General features: G+C 35.0%; 11 protein-coding genes. 10 read left to right on the top strand and 1 reads right to left on the bottom strand.

Features of this window, described 5'->3' with window-relative positions:
- The 4 genes from RT250_RS03275 to RT250_RS03260 all read left to right on the top strand — a co-directional run bounded on the left by RT250_RS03275 (position 1) and on the right by RT250_RS03260 (position 8,240).
- Positions 1-1,203 carry a PDDEXK-like family protein gene (locus RT250_RS03275; protein ID WP_313112089.1) on the top strand — a complete coding sequence of 401 codons (1,203 nt, stop codon included), beginning with the start codon at positions 1-3 and terminating at the stop codon, positions 1,201-1,203.
- Positions 1,203-4,061 carry a type I restriction endonuclease subunit R gene (locus tag RT250_RS03270; protein WP_313112087.1) on the top strand — a complete coding sequence of 953 codons (2,859 nt, stop codon included), beginning with the start codon at positions 1,203-1,205 and terminating at the stop codon, positions 4,059-4,061. Before RT250_RS03275 ends, RT250_RS03270 begins: the two co-directional genes overlap by 1 nt.
- Before the next feature lie 1,067 nt (positions 4,062-5,128).
- Positions 5,129-7,444, top strand: coding sequence for a GEVED domain-containing protein (locus RT250_RS03265; RefSeq protein ID WP_313112085.1), 2,316 nt, complete (start codon positions 5,129-5,131; stop codon positions 7,442-7,444).
- Between the two features lie 196 nt (positions 7,445-7,640).
- Entirely contained in the window at positions 7,641-8,240 is a 600-nt protein-coding gene (locus tag RT250_RS03260; RefSeq protein WP_313112082.1) for a hypothetical protein, read from the top strand.
- 6 nt (positions 8,241-8,246) lie between these two features.
- Here the strand turns inward: RT250_RS03260 and RT250_RS03255 are convergent, their stop codons facing one another.
- Entirely contained in the window at positions 8,247-9,521 is a 1,275-nt protein-coding gene (locus tag RT250_RS03255) for an NAD(P)/FAD-dependent oxidoreductase (RefSeq protein WP_313112080.1), read from the bottom strand.
- A 101-nt stretch (positions 9,522-9,622) separates the two neighbouring features.
- Here RT250_RS03255 and flxA point away from each other — a divergent pair, with 101 nt between their 5' ends.
- The 6 genes from flxA (at position 9,623) to RT250_RS03225 (ending at position 16,084) form a co-directional block, all read left to right on the top strand.
- A complete protein-coding gene (gene flxA, locus RT250_RS03250) occupies positions 9,623-11,149 on the top strand; it encodes a flexirubin biosynthesis tyrosine ammonia-lyase FlxA (protein ID WP_313112078.1) in 1,527 nt (508 codons plus the stop codon).
- A 61-nt stretch (positions 11,150-11,210) separates the two neighbouring features.
- A complete protein-coding gene (locus RT250_RS03245; protein ID WP_313112076.1) occupies positions 11,211-12,344 on the top strand; it encodes a WG repeat-containing protein in 1,134 nt (377 codons plus the stop codon).
- A 611-nt stretch (positions 12,345-12,955) separates the two neighbouring features.
- A complete protein-coding gene (gene flxB / locus RT250_RS03240; RefSeq protein WP_313112074.1) occupies positions 12,956-13,708 on the top strand; it encodes a flexirubin biosynthesis SDR family reductase FlxB in 753 nt (250 codons plus the stop codon).
- A gap of 12 nt (positions 13,709-13,720) precedes the next feature.
- Complete coding sequence (locus RT250_RS03235; RefSeq protein ID WP_313112072.1) at positions 13,721-14,941, top strand: beta-ketoacyl-[acyl-carrier-protein] synthase family protein; 1,221 nt, start codon at positions 13,721-13,723, stop codon at positions 14,939-14,941.
- 2 nt (positions 14,942-14,943) lie between these two features.
- Positions 14,944-15,186: an acyl carrier protein gene (locus tag RT250_RS03230; RefSeq protein WP_313112183.1), complete on the top strand. Its 243-nt coding sequence runs from the start codon at positions 14,944-14,946 to the stop codon at positions 15,184-15,186.
- Between the two features lie 16 nt (positions 15,187-15,202).
- Positions 15,203-16,084: a lysophospholipid acyltransferase family protein gene (locus RT250_RS03225; protein WP_313112070.1), complete on the top strand. Its 882-nt coding sequence runs from the start codon at positions 15,203-15,205 to the stop codon at positions 16,082-16,084.
- The last annotated feature ends 72 nt before the right edge of the window (positions 16,085-16,156 follow it).

The raw sequence follows: 16,156 nt of genomic DNA, 5'->3' as shown, positions 1-16,156 counted from the left end.
ATGGAAATACCAATAACTGCATATAAAATATTATTAAGCGACACAGCGCGTATCATTAAGCACCAAGAAGAAATTGCAATTTTAAAAGGAGAAACATTTAATGTGTTTTCTATCTTAAATATGGAATATCGTGAAAATGAGACGCATTCTGCATTTCTTGGAGAGTTGCTTAATCCCAAAGGTTCACATTGTATGGGGCCTGTGTTTTTAAAGTGTTTTTTAAAACAACTAGATGTTGAAGAACATATAAATCTAGATACGGCAAAAGTTGTTTTGGAGAAGTCCTTAGGTGCCCGTAATGATAAAACTGTATTGGGTGGTCGTGTAGATATATATATTGAAGATAAAGAAGGCAAGTCAGTTTGTATAGAAAATAAAATTCACGCCGCAGATCAAGATGTGCAAATTGCTCGGTATTGCAATCATAATGCCGAATACAACAAGGTTTATTATCTAAACTTAGAGGGAGATTCGCCTAGTAAGAAGAGTTACAGGAAAAAAATAGTAGACCAAGATTTCTTTATTATAAGTTATAAGGTTGATGTTTTAGAGTGGCTTGAACAATGTGAAAAAGAAGCGACACAATTTCCAATTCTACGAGAAACCATTAAACAGTATTCCATTCTTATAAAAAAATTGACCAATCAACTATCAGATCATTCTATGGAGCAAGAAGTGAAAAATACAATTATCGCCAATTATAAAGCTGCAGGAGTAATTGCAAGTACTATTCCTACTATTGAGCTTGAATATACTGAGAAATTTATTTCTGAAGTAGTTGAAAAGTTACGTAAAATACTTTCAGAAGATTTTTCAGTCACTATGAGTGAAGATTTAAATAAAGCTTGGTCTGGTATTACAATTAGAAATAAGAATTGGCCTAAAGATGTAATTATTAAATTGGAGGGAGCTTCAAAAATACCGTGGGGTAATTCTATTTATGGTGTTCATTGTCATAAAAGAAATTTTGATAGATTAAAAATAAAGAATTCTTTAAAAGAAGTTCAGTTAGTTCAAAGTGGTTATAATGAGACAGAGTATTGGCCTTATTACAAAGTTGTATTACGTCTTAGAACTCCAGATCAAAGATCTAGACTGTTCAATGAATTTGAGAGAGCAGCTTTAATAAATGAAATTACAGATAAACTGTCCGAATTAGCTACGTTATGCGAAATTCCTTTTTCTAACTTAGATGTAAATTAATGGGCACCCAACCAGAACAAATATTAGAAAATCAATTAGTAGCACAGCTATCAACTATTGGGTACACGAAAGTTAGTATTCCTGATGAAGCTGCATTATTGGCCAATCTAAAAACCCAATTAGAAAAACATAACAAAACTACTTTTACAAATAAAGAGTTTGATCGTGTACTCAATATTCTAAGCAAAGGTTCGGTATTTGAAAAGGCAAAAACCCTTCGCGAAAAGCAACATATTATCCGCGATAATGGCGATAACCTTTATTTCGAGTTTCTAAACACCGAGCATTGGTGCCAAAACGAATACCAAGTAACCCAACAGGTTACTATGGAAGGCGATTACAAGAATAGATACGACGTTACGCTATTAATAAATGGTTTGCCTTTAGTTCAGATAGAACTAAAGCGTAGAGGCCTTGAAATGAAGGAGGCTCATAATCAAATTCATAGGTATATCAGACATTCTTATGCAAGCAATAGAGGATTGTTTCAATACATTCAGATATTTGTAATTAGCAACGGCGTAAACACTAAGTATTTTAGTAATAATAGGTTGCAAGCACTTACTTATAAACAGACCTTTTATTGGGCCGATAAGGAAAACAACAGATTAACCAATATTCTTAACGGTTTTACCAGTGAGTTTTTAGAGCCCTGCCACGTTTCTAAGATGATCTGTAAGTACATCGTGCTAAACGAAACCCATAAAATACTTATGGTACTAAGGCCATATCAGTATTACGCGGTGGAAAGTATTATTGATAAAGTTCAGAATAGTAATCATAATGGCTATATCTGGCATACTACAGGCTCGGGAAAAACATTGACTTCTTTTAAGGCAAGTCAGATAATTATGAAACTACCACAGGTGAAAAAAGTGGTGTTTGTGGTAGATAGAAAAGACCTAGATTATCAAACTATTAAAGAGTTTAATAGCTTCTCTAAAGGTAGTGTAGATGGCACCGATGATACCAAAGCTTTAGTAAAACAATTTAGTGACGATACGCGATTGATTGTCACCACTATTCAGAAACTAAATACAGCCATTAGTAAAAAGAAGTATTTAGCTAAAATGGACAAGCTGAAGGATGAACGTATTGTGTTTATTTTTGATGAATGCCATCGCAGTCAGTTTGGCGAAACTCATAACCGCATAAAAGCTTTCTTTAACGATCATCAAATGTTTGGTTTTACAGGCACGCCAATATTTGCAGATAATGCGGTTAAAAACGAATTAGGAAAGCGTACTACTAAAGAGTTATTTGGCGAGTGCTTACATAAATACGTTATTACAGATGCGATTAAAGATGAAAACGTACTTAAATTTTCAGTAGAATATGTAGGTCGCTACAAACAAAAAGAATCTGCAACCGAAATTGATATTGAGGTAGAAGATATTGACCGTAAAGAGTTAATGGAATCTCCAAAACGCCTAGAGAAGATAGTAGATTACATTATTGCAAATCACGATCGCAAAACGCACGCGCGAGAATTTACAGCGCTGTTTTGTGTTAGTAGTACAGATATGCTGGTAAACTACTACGATATTTTTCAGCGAAAGAAAGAAGAAGAAAAGCATAATTTAAAGATTGCAACCATCTTTAGTTATGTAGCCAACGAGGAAGATGCCGACGCCAATGGCTATATTCCAGACGAAATGGCAATGGCTGCAGAACCTGAAGGAATGTATGGTTTAAACCTGCATAAAAGAGATAAGCTCGAAAGTTATATTGGGCATTATAACCAAATGTTTGGTTCCAATTTCACAACTAAAAACAGCCAGTCTTTTTACAATTATTACAACGATATTTCAAAAAAAGTAAAAGAGCGTAAAATTGATATTCTACTGGTAGTAAATATGTTCCTTACTGGATTTGACAGCCCAACATTAAATACTTTATACGTAGATAAAAACCTAAGGTATCACGGGTTAATACAAGCTTACTCTCGTACCAATAGAATTATTAACGAGTTAAAATCTCAAGGTAACATCGTTGTTTTCCGAAACTTAAAGCAAGTTACCGACCAAGCCATCACACTCTTTAGCAATAAAGAAGCTATTGAGGTGATTATAATGGAACCCTATGAGGATTATGCCGAGAAGTTTAATGAAGCTTATAAAAAGCTACTTGAAATCACTCCAACAGTTAATAGTGTAAACGATCTTGTAAGTGAAGAAGATGAATTGGAGTTTATTAAAGCGTTTAGGGAGTTAATGCGCTTAAAGAACACCATGACGACATTTGCGAATTTCGATTGGGAAGACTTAGAAATGGAGGAGCAGCTGTTTAATGACTTCCGAAGTAAGTATTTAGATTTATGGCAAAAAGTGAAACAAGATCACAGCATAGAAAAAGTTTCTATTCTTGAAGATGTAGATTTTGAATTGGAATTAATACACCGCGACGACATTAACGTTTCTTACATATTGAAGTTGTTGGCAGATATGAAAGGCGCCAATAAAGAAGAACAAGAAGCAAAGAAAAAAGAAGTCGTGGATCTTTTAACAGGTGAAGCAAATCTAAGAAGTAAGCGCGAATTGATTGAAAAGTTTATCCAAGAGAATTTACCAGTAATTGAAGATTCAGACACGATTCCACAAGAGTTTGATAAGTTCTGGACAGAAGAGCAACAAAAAGCCTTTGAAGCATTTGTAAAAGAAGAGCATCTATCTTCCGAAAAAACCCAAAAACTTATTGAAGACTACCTTTATGCGGAACGCGAGCCATTGCGGGATGAACTATTAGATTTAATTGAAGGAGATAAGCCTTCAGTTCTAAAAAGGAAATCTATTGGCGATAGGCTTTTAAACAAGGTAGTGGAGTTTGTGGAGACATTCATTAATGGGATGGATGGTTAAAACAAAAACCACCTTACCTTCTTACCAAGTCCTTTATTAATAAGGGGTTAAGCGATTTTATTTGCTAATTCAAGCTACTGTTATTGGCCTTAAATTGTCAATATTAAAACTGTCTTTTGGTGTCAATTTAAATATTTAATCTGTGTTAATTTTTATAAATATTCTACAAATAAAGTCTTAAGTGCGCCAATGACCTCACTAGAATTCCTTTAAAACTTTCACAATTACCATTCATTCAAGTTCCAATAAACACTCTAAATAATTAAACATCATTAAAATCATCCTGTTTTGTATGTTTTTAGTCTTATTCAACTCCTCTATAAAACCTTTTCCGAATAAAACTTGCTTTAGACTATTTAACGGTTTGTCAAAGGTTAAAATATCAGGTATTTAAGAAATAAATAAATGAATTATACTTATTTATGTTAAATAATTAACAATGTAATATGTGTGTATTTATTATTATAAAATAATGAAAATTAATTTGTTGTTTTTAGGTAGAAAAACATTATTAAATCGGATGCTATTGACTACCAGTGAGTTACCGAAAACACCTGTTTTTACTGGGCCTGAGAGCAATTAGTTAAGTGTATTTTATTTTTTAAAAAAGATTTTAAAAGAATTGGTTTTTATTATAATTTATTCCTAAGTTTGAAAGGAATTAACATTAATTAACCTGGAATTATGAAAGTAAATTACGTATTCACTGCTATTCTTACATCCCCTGCTCTTTCTTCAAAGCAAAAAATTTTAGCTATTATTAATTCCTTAAAACCTTAATATAATTGCGCATTATTTCAATTTTGTGCTGATGCATTAAGGGAGTTTTACTAGTCAATTGTTAAGGTTGTAGTTCACAGAATAAATAAATCTGAAAAACGTGCAACGGCAGTAGATAAAATTTCCAAAAGTTTCCAAACAAAAAGTATCGAATACTATTTAGTTATAAAGTGTAATAACTATGTTAGTTGAGTTTTGATTGCTTTAATGTGTTATAGCGATAAAAAATGGTAAGCCTTGCTTACTTCTGATAATAACTTAATTTTTAACCCCAAATCTTTTTAATTATGATGAAAAAAATACCAAAGTATTTATGCGGATCTTGGCTTATGTCCACGATGTTGTTTTTCGGCGCGGTTCCGACTAGCGAAGCCCAAACAGATTTGAGTAGCTCTAAAGCTAATTCAAGTTGGACTAATTTTAACGAACGTACTAATGGTGTAGGTGAAATAACCGTAAATGGAGTCGATCCAAATACGTTTAATTTCCCAAACACTTCAACAGCTTTTTATCCACGTACTCAAGCGACGGTTGTTTACGATAACGGACCTCATATTAACGTAGCTGGAACTCCAGATTTAAGTGTTCTTGAGTCTGTTACTCTTGCAATGAACACTTTAGGAGGGAATGCTTCAAATACAGCTGGTTTTGGTTTTGCAGATGATTTTGAACTTCTTGCGGAAACTGAAATCACAGAAATTACGGGATACGCCTATCAAACAGGTGCTACGTCCACTTCTATCAATGCAATGTATGTGACAATTTGGGATGGAGATCCTAGCGATGCAGCTTCTTCTATTGTTTGGGGTGACCAAACGACCAATGTATTCTCTTCAGTAGAAGATATAAATGCATATAGAGTTGCAGAGGATGACCAAGGTGGTAGAGATAGAATGATACAAAAAGTAAATGCTGCAATTACAGGACTTACTTTAAGTGCAGGGACATATTGGTTAGAATATTCATTCGATGGTACTGGAGGGTCTGGACCTTGGCAGCCACCTATTGTTATTTTAGGTGAAGATTCAACAGGAGACGCTTTACAAAAAGGTTCAGCAGGATGGGGTCCTTGGTTAGACTCTGGTACTAACACTCCACAAGGAGTACCTTTCCAAATTCACGGTGAAGAAGCTGGCGGCGGCGGCGGTTGTGAATGGACTGTTATCGTTCAAGGCACTAGTTTCGGTGATGAAGTTGAATGGGAACTAAGAGAGGCAGGTGGTGCTGTATTGTTGTCTGGTGGTGGCTACGGTCAAGGTTACTACGACGAGCAAACAACTACTGCTGAAGGTCCTCTAGAATTCTATATTAATTCTATTGGTACATTTGGAGATAATACTCCAGCATACACCATCTTAACAGACGGAAATGAAATTTTAGACGGAGTTCTTCCAGGTGGTGAAGAAGCTACATTTAGCGACTTAAATTGTGATACTGGAGGAGGAACAATTACTTACTGTATTCCTGAAGGTACTAACTCTAGCCGTTTTATAGAAAACTTTAGTACTACTGGAGGTTCTGAAAATGTATCTAACATGGCATCTGGTTTCTCAGCAGATGGATATGGAGATTTCTATGATACACATACTGTAGCTCAGGAGCAAGGTGGTGATGTTGAATTTACTGTTGACGTTGAAGGTGGAACTGCTGGCTTTAGAGTTTGGGTAGACTGGAACCAAGATGGTGTTTTTGACACTACTACTGAAGTAGTTTATAACTCTACTAGCTATGAGAATAGCCATGTTGGGTCGTTTACTGTTCCTGCTGACGCTTTAGAAGGTGATACTAGAATGAGAATTGTAAGTCACTGGTTAAGTACAACTGGAGATGTTGATCCTTGTGAAACTGGATTCAGCTATGGAGAATTTGAAGATTATAAATTCACTGTAGGAGCTGGAACTGGTGGTGGAGGTTACTGTATCCCTGTTTTAGATTGTACAGATAACGATATGATTACTAATGTAACTTTCCAAGAAATAGACAATACTACTACTTGTAGCCCTGATGGATATGGCGATTATACTGCTATGTCTGGAACTGTTGCAGCTGGTGGAACTTATCCAATCTCTGTAAGCGTAGGAGATGGATGGTCAAGTGAGTCTGTATCTGTTTGGATTGATTTTGACAATAGCGAAACTTTTGAAGAGTCTGAGTTTTTCTATATCGGAACAGGAAGTGATGAAGCTTTAACAGGTGAATTAGCAATACCAGCCGATCTTGCTGATGGAGACTACAGAATGAGAGTTCGTGTAGCAGCAGTAGGGCAAACGACAGCTACTTGGGATATGTCTTGTGATGAGTCTCAAGGATACGGAGAAACTGAAGATTATACCCTAACAGTTGACGGTACTGCAGGTGTGAATGATTTTTCAGCAGTTAACTTCTCGTATTTCCCTAACCCAATGCAAAATGAACTTAACATTGCTTCAAACTTAAGCATTGAGTCAATTTCAGTTTACAACTTATTGGGTCAAGAAGTAATGAGCAACGTAAACGTATCTAACGGTAAGGTTGATGTTTCTGCATTATCAACTGGAACTTTCATATTCCGTGTTACTTTTGAAGACGGAATAACAGAAAACTTCAAAGTAATAAAGCAGTAATTAATTTTTAGTTAAATTCAATTAAAGCTGCCTCCTTATGGGAGGCAGCTTTTTTATTTGAAGTAGATATATAGCAAACTAAAATTTGCTCAGCCTATACTGTGAATACGTCTCGATATTATTTCAACGATTTAAATAATTTATTTACAGATGTTGATTATTTTTAAAGGATATATCTAACTAACGCATATTAATTATGAAAAAATTAGTTTTAATCCTTTCAATCTTACTGAGTACTATAGTTATGTTTTCACAGAAAGTAAAGGTGATAGAAGGGAATTTCAAGAACCTTAAGGGTATTGCAGTGTATAATTTAGAGTTTGATTACACAGGAGTTCAGATTCCAAAATACGATTCAGAGGAAGCGTTTTTAAAGGACAAAATGGAAAAACGTGAAAATAAGGAGGCTGGAGCTGGAGAGGAATTTAAAAAATCTTGGTTCGCAGATAGGAAAGAAAGATATGAGCCAAAGTTTATCGAATCTTTTAATAAGCGTTTTGATGGTGAGATAAGCGTAGCCAAAGATGTAGATGCCGAATATACCATGAAAATTCATTCCACAATGATTTGGGCAGGATACAACGTTGGGATAGTTAGAAAAAACGCTAAGCTGCAAGCTACAGTTTCGGTTTATAAAACCAGTAACCTCTCAGAAGTACTATGGTCTGCCAATTACACTAAAGTAGAAGGGGGAGGCGCTATGGGTTACGACTTCGATTCTGGATTTAGAATTTCTGAAGCTTATGCCAAACTAGCTAAGGAAGTAGCTTACAATTTAAAAAAGAAAGCAAAATAATCTTGCTTACTCGCTTACTCGCTCATTTTCCATGTCGATAACCTTAGCAACCGTTTTAACCAAGCGGTTGTGGTTTTTTACAAAAGGATTGGTTTCATCCCATACGTAACCTGCAAGTACAGCACAAATTTGTTCTTTAATAACAGGGTTTTCTGGTCGATGAAAGAATATTTTCTGAAGATTCCCTGTGTACCATTCTTTTACATAGGTTCTAAATACATCTACACCTCTCATTATATATCCTGTGTATTCTTTTTCCCAATCTACTTGTTCCCCTTTTAATTCTTTGGTTATTAGTTTGGCCGATTTCAATCCAGATTCAGTAGCGAATGTTACTCCCGAGGAGAACACAGGGTCTAAAAATTCGGCGCTATTACCTGTAAGAGCATAGCCTTTTCCGTATAGTTGTTTTACAGCCTTCGAGTAATTTTTAATAGTATAAGGTTCAAATAAAAATTCCTCGTCTTTTAATCTATCGTAGTAGTAGTCTGAAATTTTCAGCATCTCCTTCATTTTTTCAGAATTTGTGCCTTTGTAGGATTCTATAAACGAGGTTGGTCCTACAAAGCCAATACTAGTAACGCCGTTCGAAAAAGGAATCACCCAAAGCCAAACATCATCTCTTACAACATCAAAGGTTATAATAGTTCCTTCTACGCCTTTAGGTCGTTTAGATTCTTTAACGTGAGTGAATATGGCTGAATTAGCATCGAGAGAAGAAGGTTGGTCTAAATCTAGTAATCGCGGTAAAACTCTACCGTAGCCACTACTATCAATTATAAACTTGGCATTTATTTTATACTCTTTACCATTTTCATCTTTTACAGTTGTGGTAGATCTGCCAACTCCTTGAGACGGATTAGCATCATCCGGAGTATTAAATTGCACATCGACAACTTCATGCCCAAACGAAACATCTACGCCTTTCTTCACTATTTCTTTAGCGAGTGTGTTATCAAAATCAGCGCGAGGGACTTGCCAAGTGTAATCCCAACCAGGAGTGTGTTTTTTGCTAAAATCGAAATTACAAACTATGTTATTTTTTAAAAATCGAGCTCCAGATTTTATTTCAAATCCCTGTGCCATCAAACAATCTAATAGCCCAGTCTCTTCAAAATGATCCATACAACGCGGCAATAGACTTTCGCCTATTACAAAACGTGGAAAGATATTTTTTTCAACTACTTTGCAGCTTATTCCATGGTTGTTTAAATAGGCAGCAGCCACGCACCCTGAAGGACCAGCTCCAATAATTAACACATCAACATCAATATCATTCATATAATTAAGAAATAGATTGTTAAAAAAATATAAATTTGCAGTGGAAAGTTACCAATTTATTTTCGCAGTACACATTTTTACACACTTTGATTCAATAATAAATGCCAATACTACAAGGAAAACTGGAAATAGCAGATTTTGAAAAAACGATCTTCAAAAGCGAAGCTGTCCAACTTCACAAAGATATAATAGAAAGAGTTCAAGGAAGTTTTAATTTTCTGAAAGAATTTTCTGAAAATAAAATTATTTATGGTGTCAATACTGGCTTTGGTCCGATGGCACAATACAAGATTAAAGACGACGAACGAATTCAATTGCAATACAATCTTATTCGTAGCCACGCTTCTGGAACAGGAAATCCTATTCCTGCTCAACACGTACGCGCTGCAATGTTGGCTAGACTAAATACTTTAAGCCTTGGTAATAGTGGGGTTCATCCGTCTGTAGTTAATTTGATGAGCGAATTGCTTAACAAAAATATTATTCCGCTAATATACGAACACGGAGGTGTAGGGGCGAGTGGTGACTTGGTACAGTTGGCGCATTTGGCATTGGTGCTAATTGGTGAAGGTGAAGTTTTTTATAAAGGCGAACGAAGAAATACCGCAGAAGTTTTCAAACTAGAAAACCTCGAACCTATAAAAGTTGAGTTACGTGAAGGTTTAGCGTTAATGAATGGAACTTCCGTTATGACGGGTATTGGTGTTGTTAATGTGCTTTATACTAGAAAAATAATGGATTGGATGATTGTAGCATCTTCTGCCATCAACGAAATTGTAAAAGCCTATGACGATCACCTTTCTTTAGAGTTAAATGAAACAAAAAGACATAGCGGCCAACGTAAAGTTGCCGAAATGATGCGAACGCATTTAAAGGATAGTTCACTTACCAGAAAACGTGAACACCATTTATATAACGGCACTAAAGAAGAAGATGTTTTTGTTGAAAAAGTACAAGAATATTACTCCTTGCGATGTGTTCCGCAGATATTAGGTCCAGTTCTAGACACACTTGATTCTGTTGAAAATATTTTAATTGAAGAAGTAAACTCGGCAAACGACAATCCTATTGTAGATGTTAAAAATAGAAATGTATACCACGGCGGAAATTTCCACGGCGATTATATTTCATTAGAAATGGATAAACTGAAAATTGTTGTGGCTAAAATGACAATGCTTTCGGAACGCCAACTTAATTATTTATTAAACTCTAAACTTAATGATATTCTTCCTCCATTTGTTAATTTGGGGAAATTAGGTTTAAACTTCGGAATGCAAGGGGTACAGTTTACTGCAACTTCTACAACAGCAGAAAGTCAAATGCTTAGTAATCCAATGTATGTGCATAGTATTCCAAATAATAACGACAATCAAGATATTGTAAGTATGGGTACAAATGCTGCGCTTATCACTAAAAAAGTGATAGAAAATGCATTCGAAGTAGTTGCAATAGAGTTAATTACTATTGTTCAAGCTATCGAATATCTAGAAGTGCAGGATCAGGTGTCTTCTGAAACCAAAAAAATGTATCAGCAAATTCGGTCGATGGTACCTGTATTTAAAGAGGATGTGGTAATGTATCCTTATGTAAATAAGGTGAAAGACTACTTGATGAATACTTCCAAATAAAATTATTCAGTTTCCTCAAAATTGTTTATTTTAACTTTAACTAACTTAAAATAAAAATATTATGAAATCGATATTTACAATTCTGAGCATATTTTTTATGACGATTAGTGCTATAAATGCACAAGAACTCGCATTAGTTCGAGACGGCGGAAACTTTGGGTATATCAATAAATCTGGTGAGTTTGTAATTCAACCACAATATGACAAAGCGGGTAGCTTTTCGGGCAAGTACGCTGCAGTAATGAAAGATAAAAAATGGGGAGTTATAAACGCCTCAGGAGAATGGGTAATTCAACCTACTTTCGACCGTATTAAGCCTTATAATTCTGGGTACTTTTTAGTAGAAGAAGACAAAGAGTGGAAGTATATAAATACTAAAGGCGAAACCCTTAACACACCAGCTACCGAAAAGTATTACGACTTCGATCAGGGCGTAGCAATTATTAGAAGTGGTGATAAAGTAGGTATGATAGATACCAGTGGGAAAATGATAGTTGAAACAAAATACGATGAAATTAAAAGTTTTAACGATGGCTACGCAAAGTTTAAAGAAGGAGAAAAATGGGGGTTGATAAGCAATAAAGGAAAGGTGTTTATAGCTGCCGAATACGATGAAATTGGCGATTATAGTAAAAACGGAATTTGGGCTAAAAAAGGCGATAGTTTTGGCGTAATCAACGACGGAACCTTTACACCGATTAATGGCGTTGAAAAAATGTGGGATTTCACAGATGATTCATCTCTAACTTATGCCAGAAGCGGAGGTAAAATGGGATTCGTAAACGCTAAAGGAGAATGGGTTATTCAGCCAACTTACGATAAGGTTCGTGCGTTTAATGCAGGCCTTGCTCCAGTTAATATGGGTAAGGAATGGGGATACGTTAATGAAAAAGGTGAACAAGTAATAGATATAAAATACAGAGACGCCGAGATATTTTCAGATGATGGTTTAGCACCCGTAAAAGAGAAAAAATTATGGGGTTTTATAGATAAATCAGGAAAACTCGTAATTCCTATGGAATATGATATTTCAATGGGTATGTTTGGATTTTTACAAAAAGGGGCTAAAAAAGGTTTCCAAAGCGGACTTGCACGTGTGAAGTATAAAAAAGAATGGGGGTTCATAAATAAAGATGGCCAAGTAGTCGGCAAATGGTTCCAAAATGCAGAAAATTTTGTAGATGTTTCTAAATAAAATTTCTGCTGAAGAAAATTTGGCGATAACAGAGGCTAAGATTTAAATATATTATAAAAAGCTCTTCTTATTTTCAAGAAATACGTGGGGCTGATAACATAGAATAATTTAAGTGTCTTTGCTAATTCATTATTAGTTGTAATTTTTTAGTAAAAGGCTAAGAATTAAACATATTAAAAAGTTCCTCCCCTTTTTTTCAAGGAATAGTTGGGGTTGATTAAATAGAATAATTTAAGTGTCTTTGCTAATTCATTATCAGTCGTAATTTTTTAGTAAAAGGCTAAGAATTAAACATATTAAAAAGTTCCTCCCCTTTTTTCAAGGAATAGTTGGGGTTGATTAAATAGAATAATTTAAGTGTCTTTACTAATTCATTATCAGTCGTAATTTTTTAGTAAAAGGCTAAGAATTAAACATATTATAAAATTCCTCCCCTTTTTTCAAGGAATAGTTGGGGTTGATTAAATAAAATAATTTAAGTGTCTTTGCTAATTCATTATTAGTTGTAATTTTTTAGTAAAAGGCTAAGAATTAAACATATTAAAAAGTTCCTCCCCTTTTTCAAGGGGAGGTGCCGAAGGCGGAGGGGTTATTCCGTATGATAGATTTATATGAAAGAGAAAATAAACAAACCGAAATACGCATTAATAACTGGAGGGTCACGTGGGATAGGTCGTGCCATCTGTATACAATTAGCAAAAGATTTAAACTACGGTCTTCTAATAAACTATAACGGCAATAAAGAAGCAGCCCAAAAAACTTTGAGTGATGTTGAAGCTATAGGAGGAAAGGGTGAAATTATGCAATTCGACGTAACCAATGCCGAAGCTGTAAATAATGCACTAGAAGCATGGCACTCAGAAAATAAAGAGGCTGTTATTGAGGTAATTGTAAACAATGCAGGTATTACTAAAGACGGCTTGTTTATGTGGATGAACCAAGACGATTGGAATAGTGTGATAAACACTAGTTTAAATGGTTTTTACAATGTTACCAATGCTCTTATTCAGAAACTTTTGGTTAATAAATACGGAAGAGTAATAAATATGGTTTCTGTTTCTGGATTAAAGGGAACACCGGGCCAAGTAAATTATTCTGCTGCAAAAGGGGCGGTTATTGGAGCAACAAAAGCCTTAGCACAAGAAGTTGCTAAACGCAATATTACTGTAAATGCAGTAGCACCAGGATTTATAAATAGTGATATGACTGCTGAACTTGACCAGAAAGAACTTAAAAAAATGGTTCCGGCAAATCGTTTTGGAGAGGCAGAAGAGGTAGCACATTTAGTAAGTTTTTTGGCATCCAATAAAGCTTCATATATTACCGGGGAAGTTATTAATATAAATGGAGGTATTTATTCCTAAATTGAACGAAAAGTGAGAAGAGTAGTTATAACCGGTATGGGTATTTATTCCTGTATAGGGAAGAATCTAGAGGAAGTAAAAGAATCGTTATACAACGGAAAATCTGGCATTATCTGCGACGGCAAACGCAAAGATTTTGGCTATCGCTCTTGTTTAACAGGATGGGTAGAAGAGCCAGATTTAAAGAAACAACTTTCTCGCCGCGAACGTGTTAGTTTAGGTGAAGAAGGAGCATATGCGTATGCAGCTACGTTAGAAGCCCTAAAAAACGCAAAAATAGACGAGCAATTTCTAGAAAAAAATGAAGTAGGAATTCTTTATGGAAATGATAGTACAGCAAAATCGGTAATTGAATCGGTAGACAAAATTCGAGAAAAGAAAGATACTACTCTTGTAGGGTCAGGTGCTATTTTTAAAGCAATGAACTCTTCTGTAACGATGAATCTTTCAACAATTTTTAAATTGAGAGGGATTAATTTTACAATTAGTGCAGCTTGTGCAAGTGGGTCGCATTCTGTAGGGATGGCATATTTTTTAATTAAAAACGGATTACAAGACTGCATAATTTCAGGAGGAGCTCAAGAAATAAACGAATTTGCTATGGGTAGTTTTGATGGCTTAGGAGTTTTTTCTACTCAATTGGACCCATCTAAAGCTAGTCGTCCTTTCGATAAAGACCGCGATGGCTTGGTGCCTAGTGGTGGAGCCGCTACCTTAGTAATAGAAAGTTACGAAAGTGCGGTAAAGCGTGGCGCACCAATCTTAGGTGAAATTATTGGGTACGGGTTTTCATCCAATGGCGATCATATTTCTACTCCTAACGTCGATGGACCTTCTCGAGCAATGAAAATGGCCTTACAGCAAGCGAATATTAAAGCAACAGAAGTAGATTATGTAAATGCCCATGCAACTTCAACTCCTGTGGGAGATACTAATGAAGCTCTTGCAATCACCGATGTATTTGGTGAAAATGGCCCTTGCGTTAGTTCAACAAAATCAATGACAGGACACGAATGTTGGATGGCGGGAGCTAGCGAAATAATATATTCTATGCTGATGATGGAGCACTCTTTTGTTGCACCAAACATCAATTTAGAAAGTGTAGATGAGGCTGCTTCAAAATTAAACCTTGTTAACAAAACGTTAAACAAAAAAATTGATGTATTTTTGTCGAATTCATTTGGCTTTGGTGGTACCAATTCCGCATTAATTATTAAAAAATGCAAACTTTAGAAATGAACAAAGAAGTTATAGTAGAAAAGATCAACTACTTTTTGGTAGATGAATTTGAGGTGGATAAAGACGATATAGAACCAAATGCGAACCTAAAGGAAACGCTTGAGTTGGATAGCTTAGATTTCGTGGATTTAGTGGTTGCTATCGAAGCTAACTTTGGAGTTAAATTAACTGGTGAAGATTTTCAAAACATTATGACTCTTCAGGATTTTTACGATTTAATCGAAACAAAAATCCGATAAAACACCCTATTTTAGTATGGCGGGCGAGTGGGAAGGCAAAAGCAAAGGCACCGTTTTAGGGTATAAAATTTTCATTTTTTTTATAAGAAAACTTGGTGTTAAAGCTGCTTATGGTTTGCTTAACTTTGTAGCGCTTTACTATGTTTTCTTCGCGGGAAAAAGCACGCGATCTATTTATTATTATTTTCGAAAAAGACTCAAATATTCAAGATTTAAAAGCTTGTTGAGTATTTATAAAAGTTATTACGTTTTCGGAAAAACTATTATCGATAAAGCCGCAATCTCTTCAGGCTTAAAAAATAAATTTACTCATGAATGTGATGGTGTCAAAAACATAACCGACTTGCTCGACAAGCAACAAGGAGGAATACTTATTAGTGCACACGTTGGGAATTTCGAAATTGCTGAATTCTTTTTCGAAGAAATTGATACTAGATCTCAAATTAGTCTTGTAACCACAGATGCTGAACATCGAAATATCAAGGAGTATATGGAGAAAGTTACTGTGCGTTCTAAGATTAAATTTATTTTGGTGAAGGACGATATGTCACATATATTTGAGATTAATAACGCATTGAGTAATGGAGAATTAGTCTGCTTTACTGGCGATAGATATATGAAAGATCAAAAGGTGTTATCAGAATCGTTATTAGGGAAAGAAGCTAATTTTCCCGCAGGACCATTTCTTTTAGCAAGTAGATTAAAAGTACCTGTATTGTTTGTTTATGTTATGAAAGAAACTAACAAGCATTACCACCTATACGCTCGAAAAGCCGAAGTGAAAAGCCGAGATGCTCAAGGATTGTTAAAAAAATATACAGAAAGTGTAGAGTGGATGTTGGGAGTGTATCCTTTGCAGTGGTTTAATTATTTTGATTTTTGGGAAACAGAAGACTAGCTTTTATATTTCCCGCATGGCAAAATAATAAGGCTAGGTGAACCTTTGCTTAAAAAAATGTTTGACTGTAGG

It is taken from the genome of Aequorivita sediminis (genome assembly GCF_032080575.2).
GTDB lineage: Bacteria > Bacteroidota > Bacteroidia > Flavobacteriales > Flavobacteriaceae > Aequorivita > Aequorivita sediminis.
The sequence above is the reverse complement of the archived record's forward strand: the minus strand, read 5'-3'. Positions and strand labels throughout refer to the sequence as shown.

Excerpts from the sequence above, each read along its gene's own strand:
- RT250_RS03275 (WP_313112089.1), top strand. The coding sequence starts at position 1 with ATGGAAATACCAATAACTGCATATAAAATATTATTAAGCGACACAGCG.
- RT250_RS03270 (WP_313112087.1), top strand. The coding sequence starts at position 1,203 with ATGGGCACCCAACCAGAACAAATATTAGAAAATCAATTAGTAGCACAG.
- RT250_RS03265 (WP_313112085.1), top strand. The coding sequence starts at position 5,129 with ATGATGAAAAAAATACCAAAGTATTTATGCGGATCTTGGCTTATGTCC.
- RT250_RS03260 (WP_313112082.1), top strand. The coding sequence starts at position 7,641 with ATGAAAAAATTAGTTTTAATCCTTTCAATCTTACTGAGTACTATAGTT.
- RT250_RS03255 (WP_313112080.1), bottom strand. The coding sequence starts at position 9,521 with ATGAATGATATTGATGTTGATGTGTTAATTATTGGAGCTGGTCCTTCA.
- flxA (WP_313112078.1), top strand. The coding sequence starts at position 9,623 with ATGCCAATACTACAAGGAAAACTGGAAATAGCAGATTTTGAAAAAACG.
- RT250_RS03245 (WP_313112076.1), top strand. The coding sequence starts at position 11,211 with ATGAAATCGATATTTACAATTCTGAGCATATTTTTTATGACGATTAGT.
- flxB (WP_313112074.1), top strand. The coding sequence starts at position 12,956 with ATGAAAGAGAAAATAAACAAACCGAAATACGCATTAATAACTGGAGGG.
- RT250_RS03230 (WP_313112183.1), top strand. The coding sequence starts at position 14,944 with ATGAACAAAGAAGTTATAGTAGAAAAGATCAACTACTTTTTGGTAGAT.
- RT250_RS03225 (WP_313112070.1), top strand. The coding sequence starts at position 15,203 with ATGGCGGGCGAGTGGGAAGGCAAAAGCAAAGGCACCGTTTTAGGGTAT.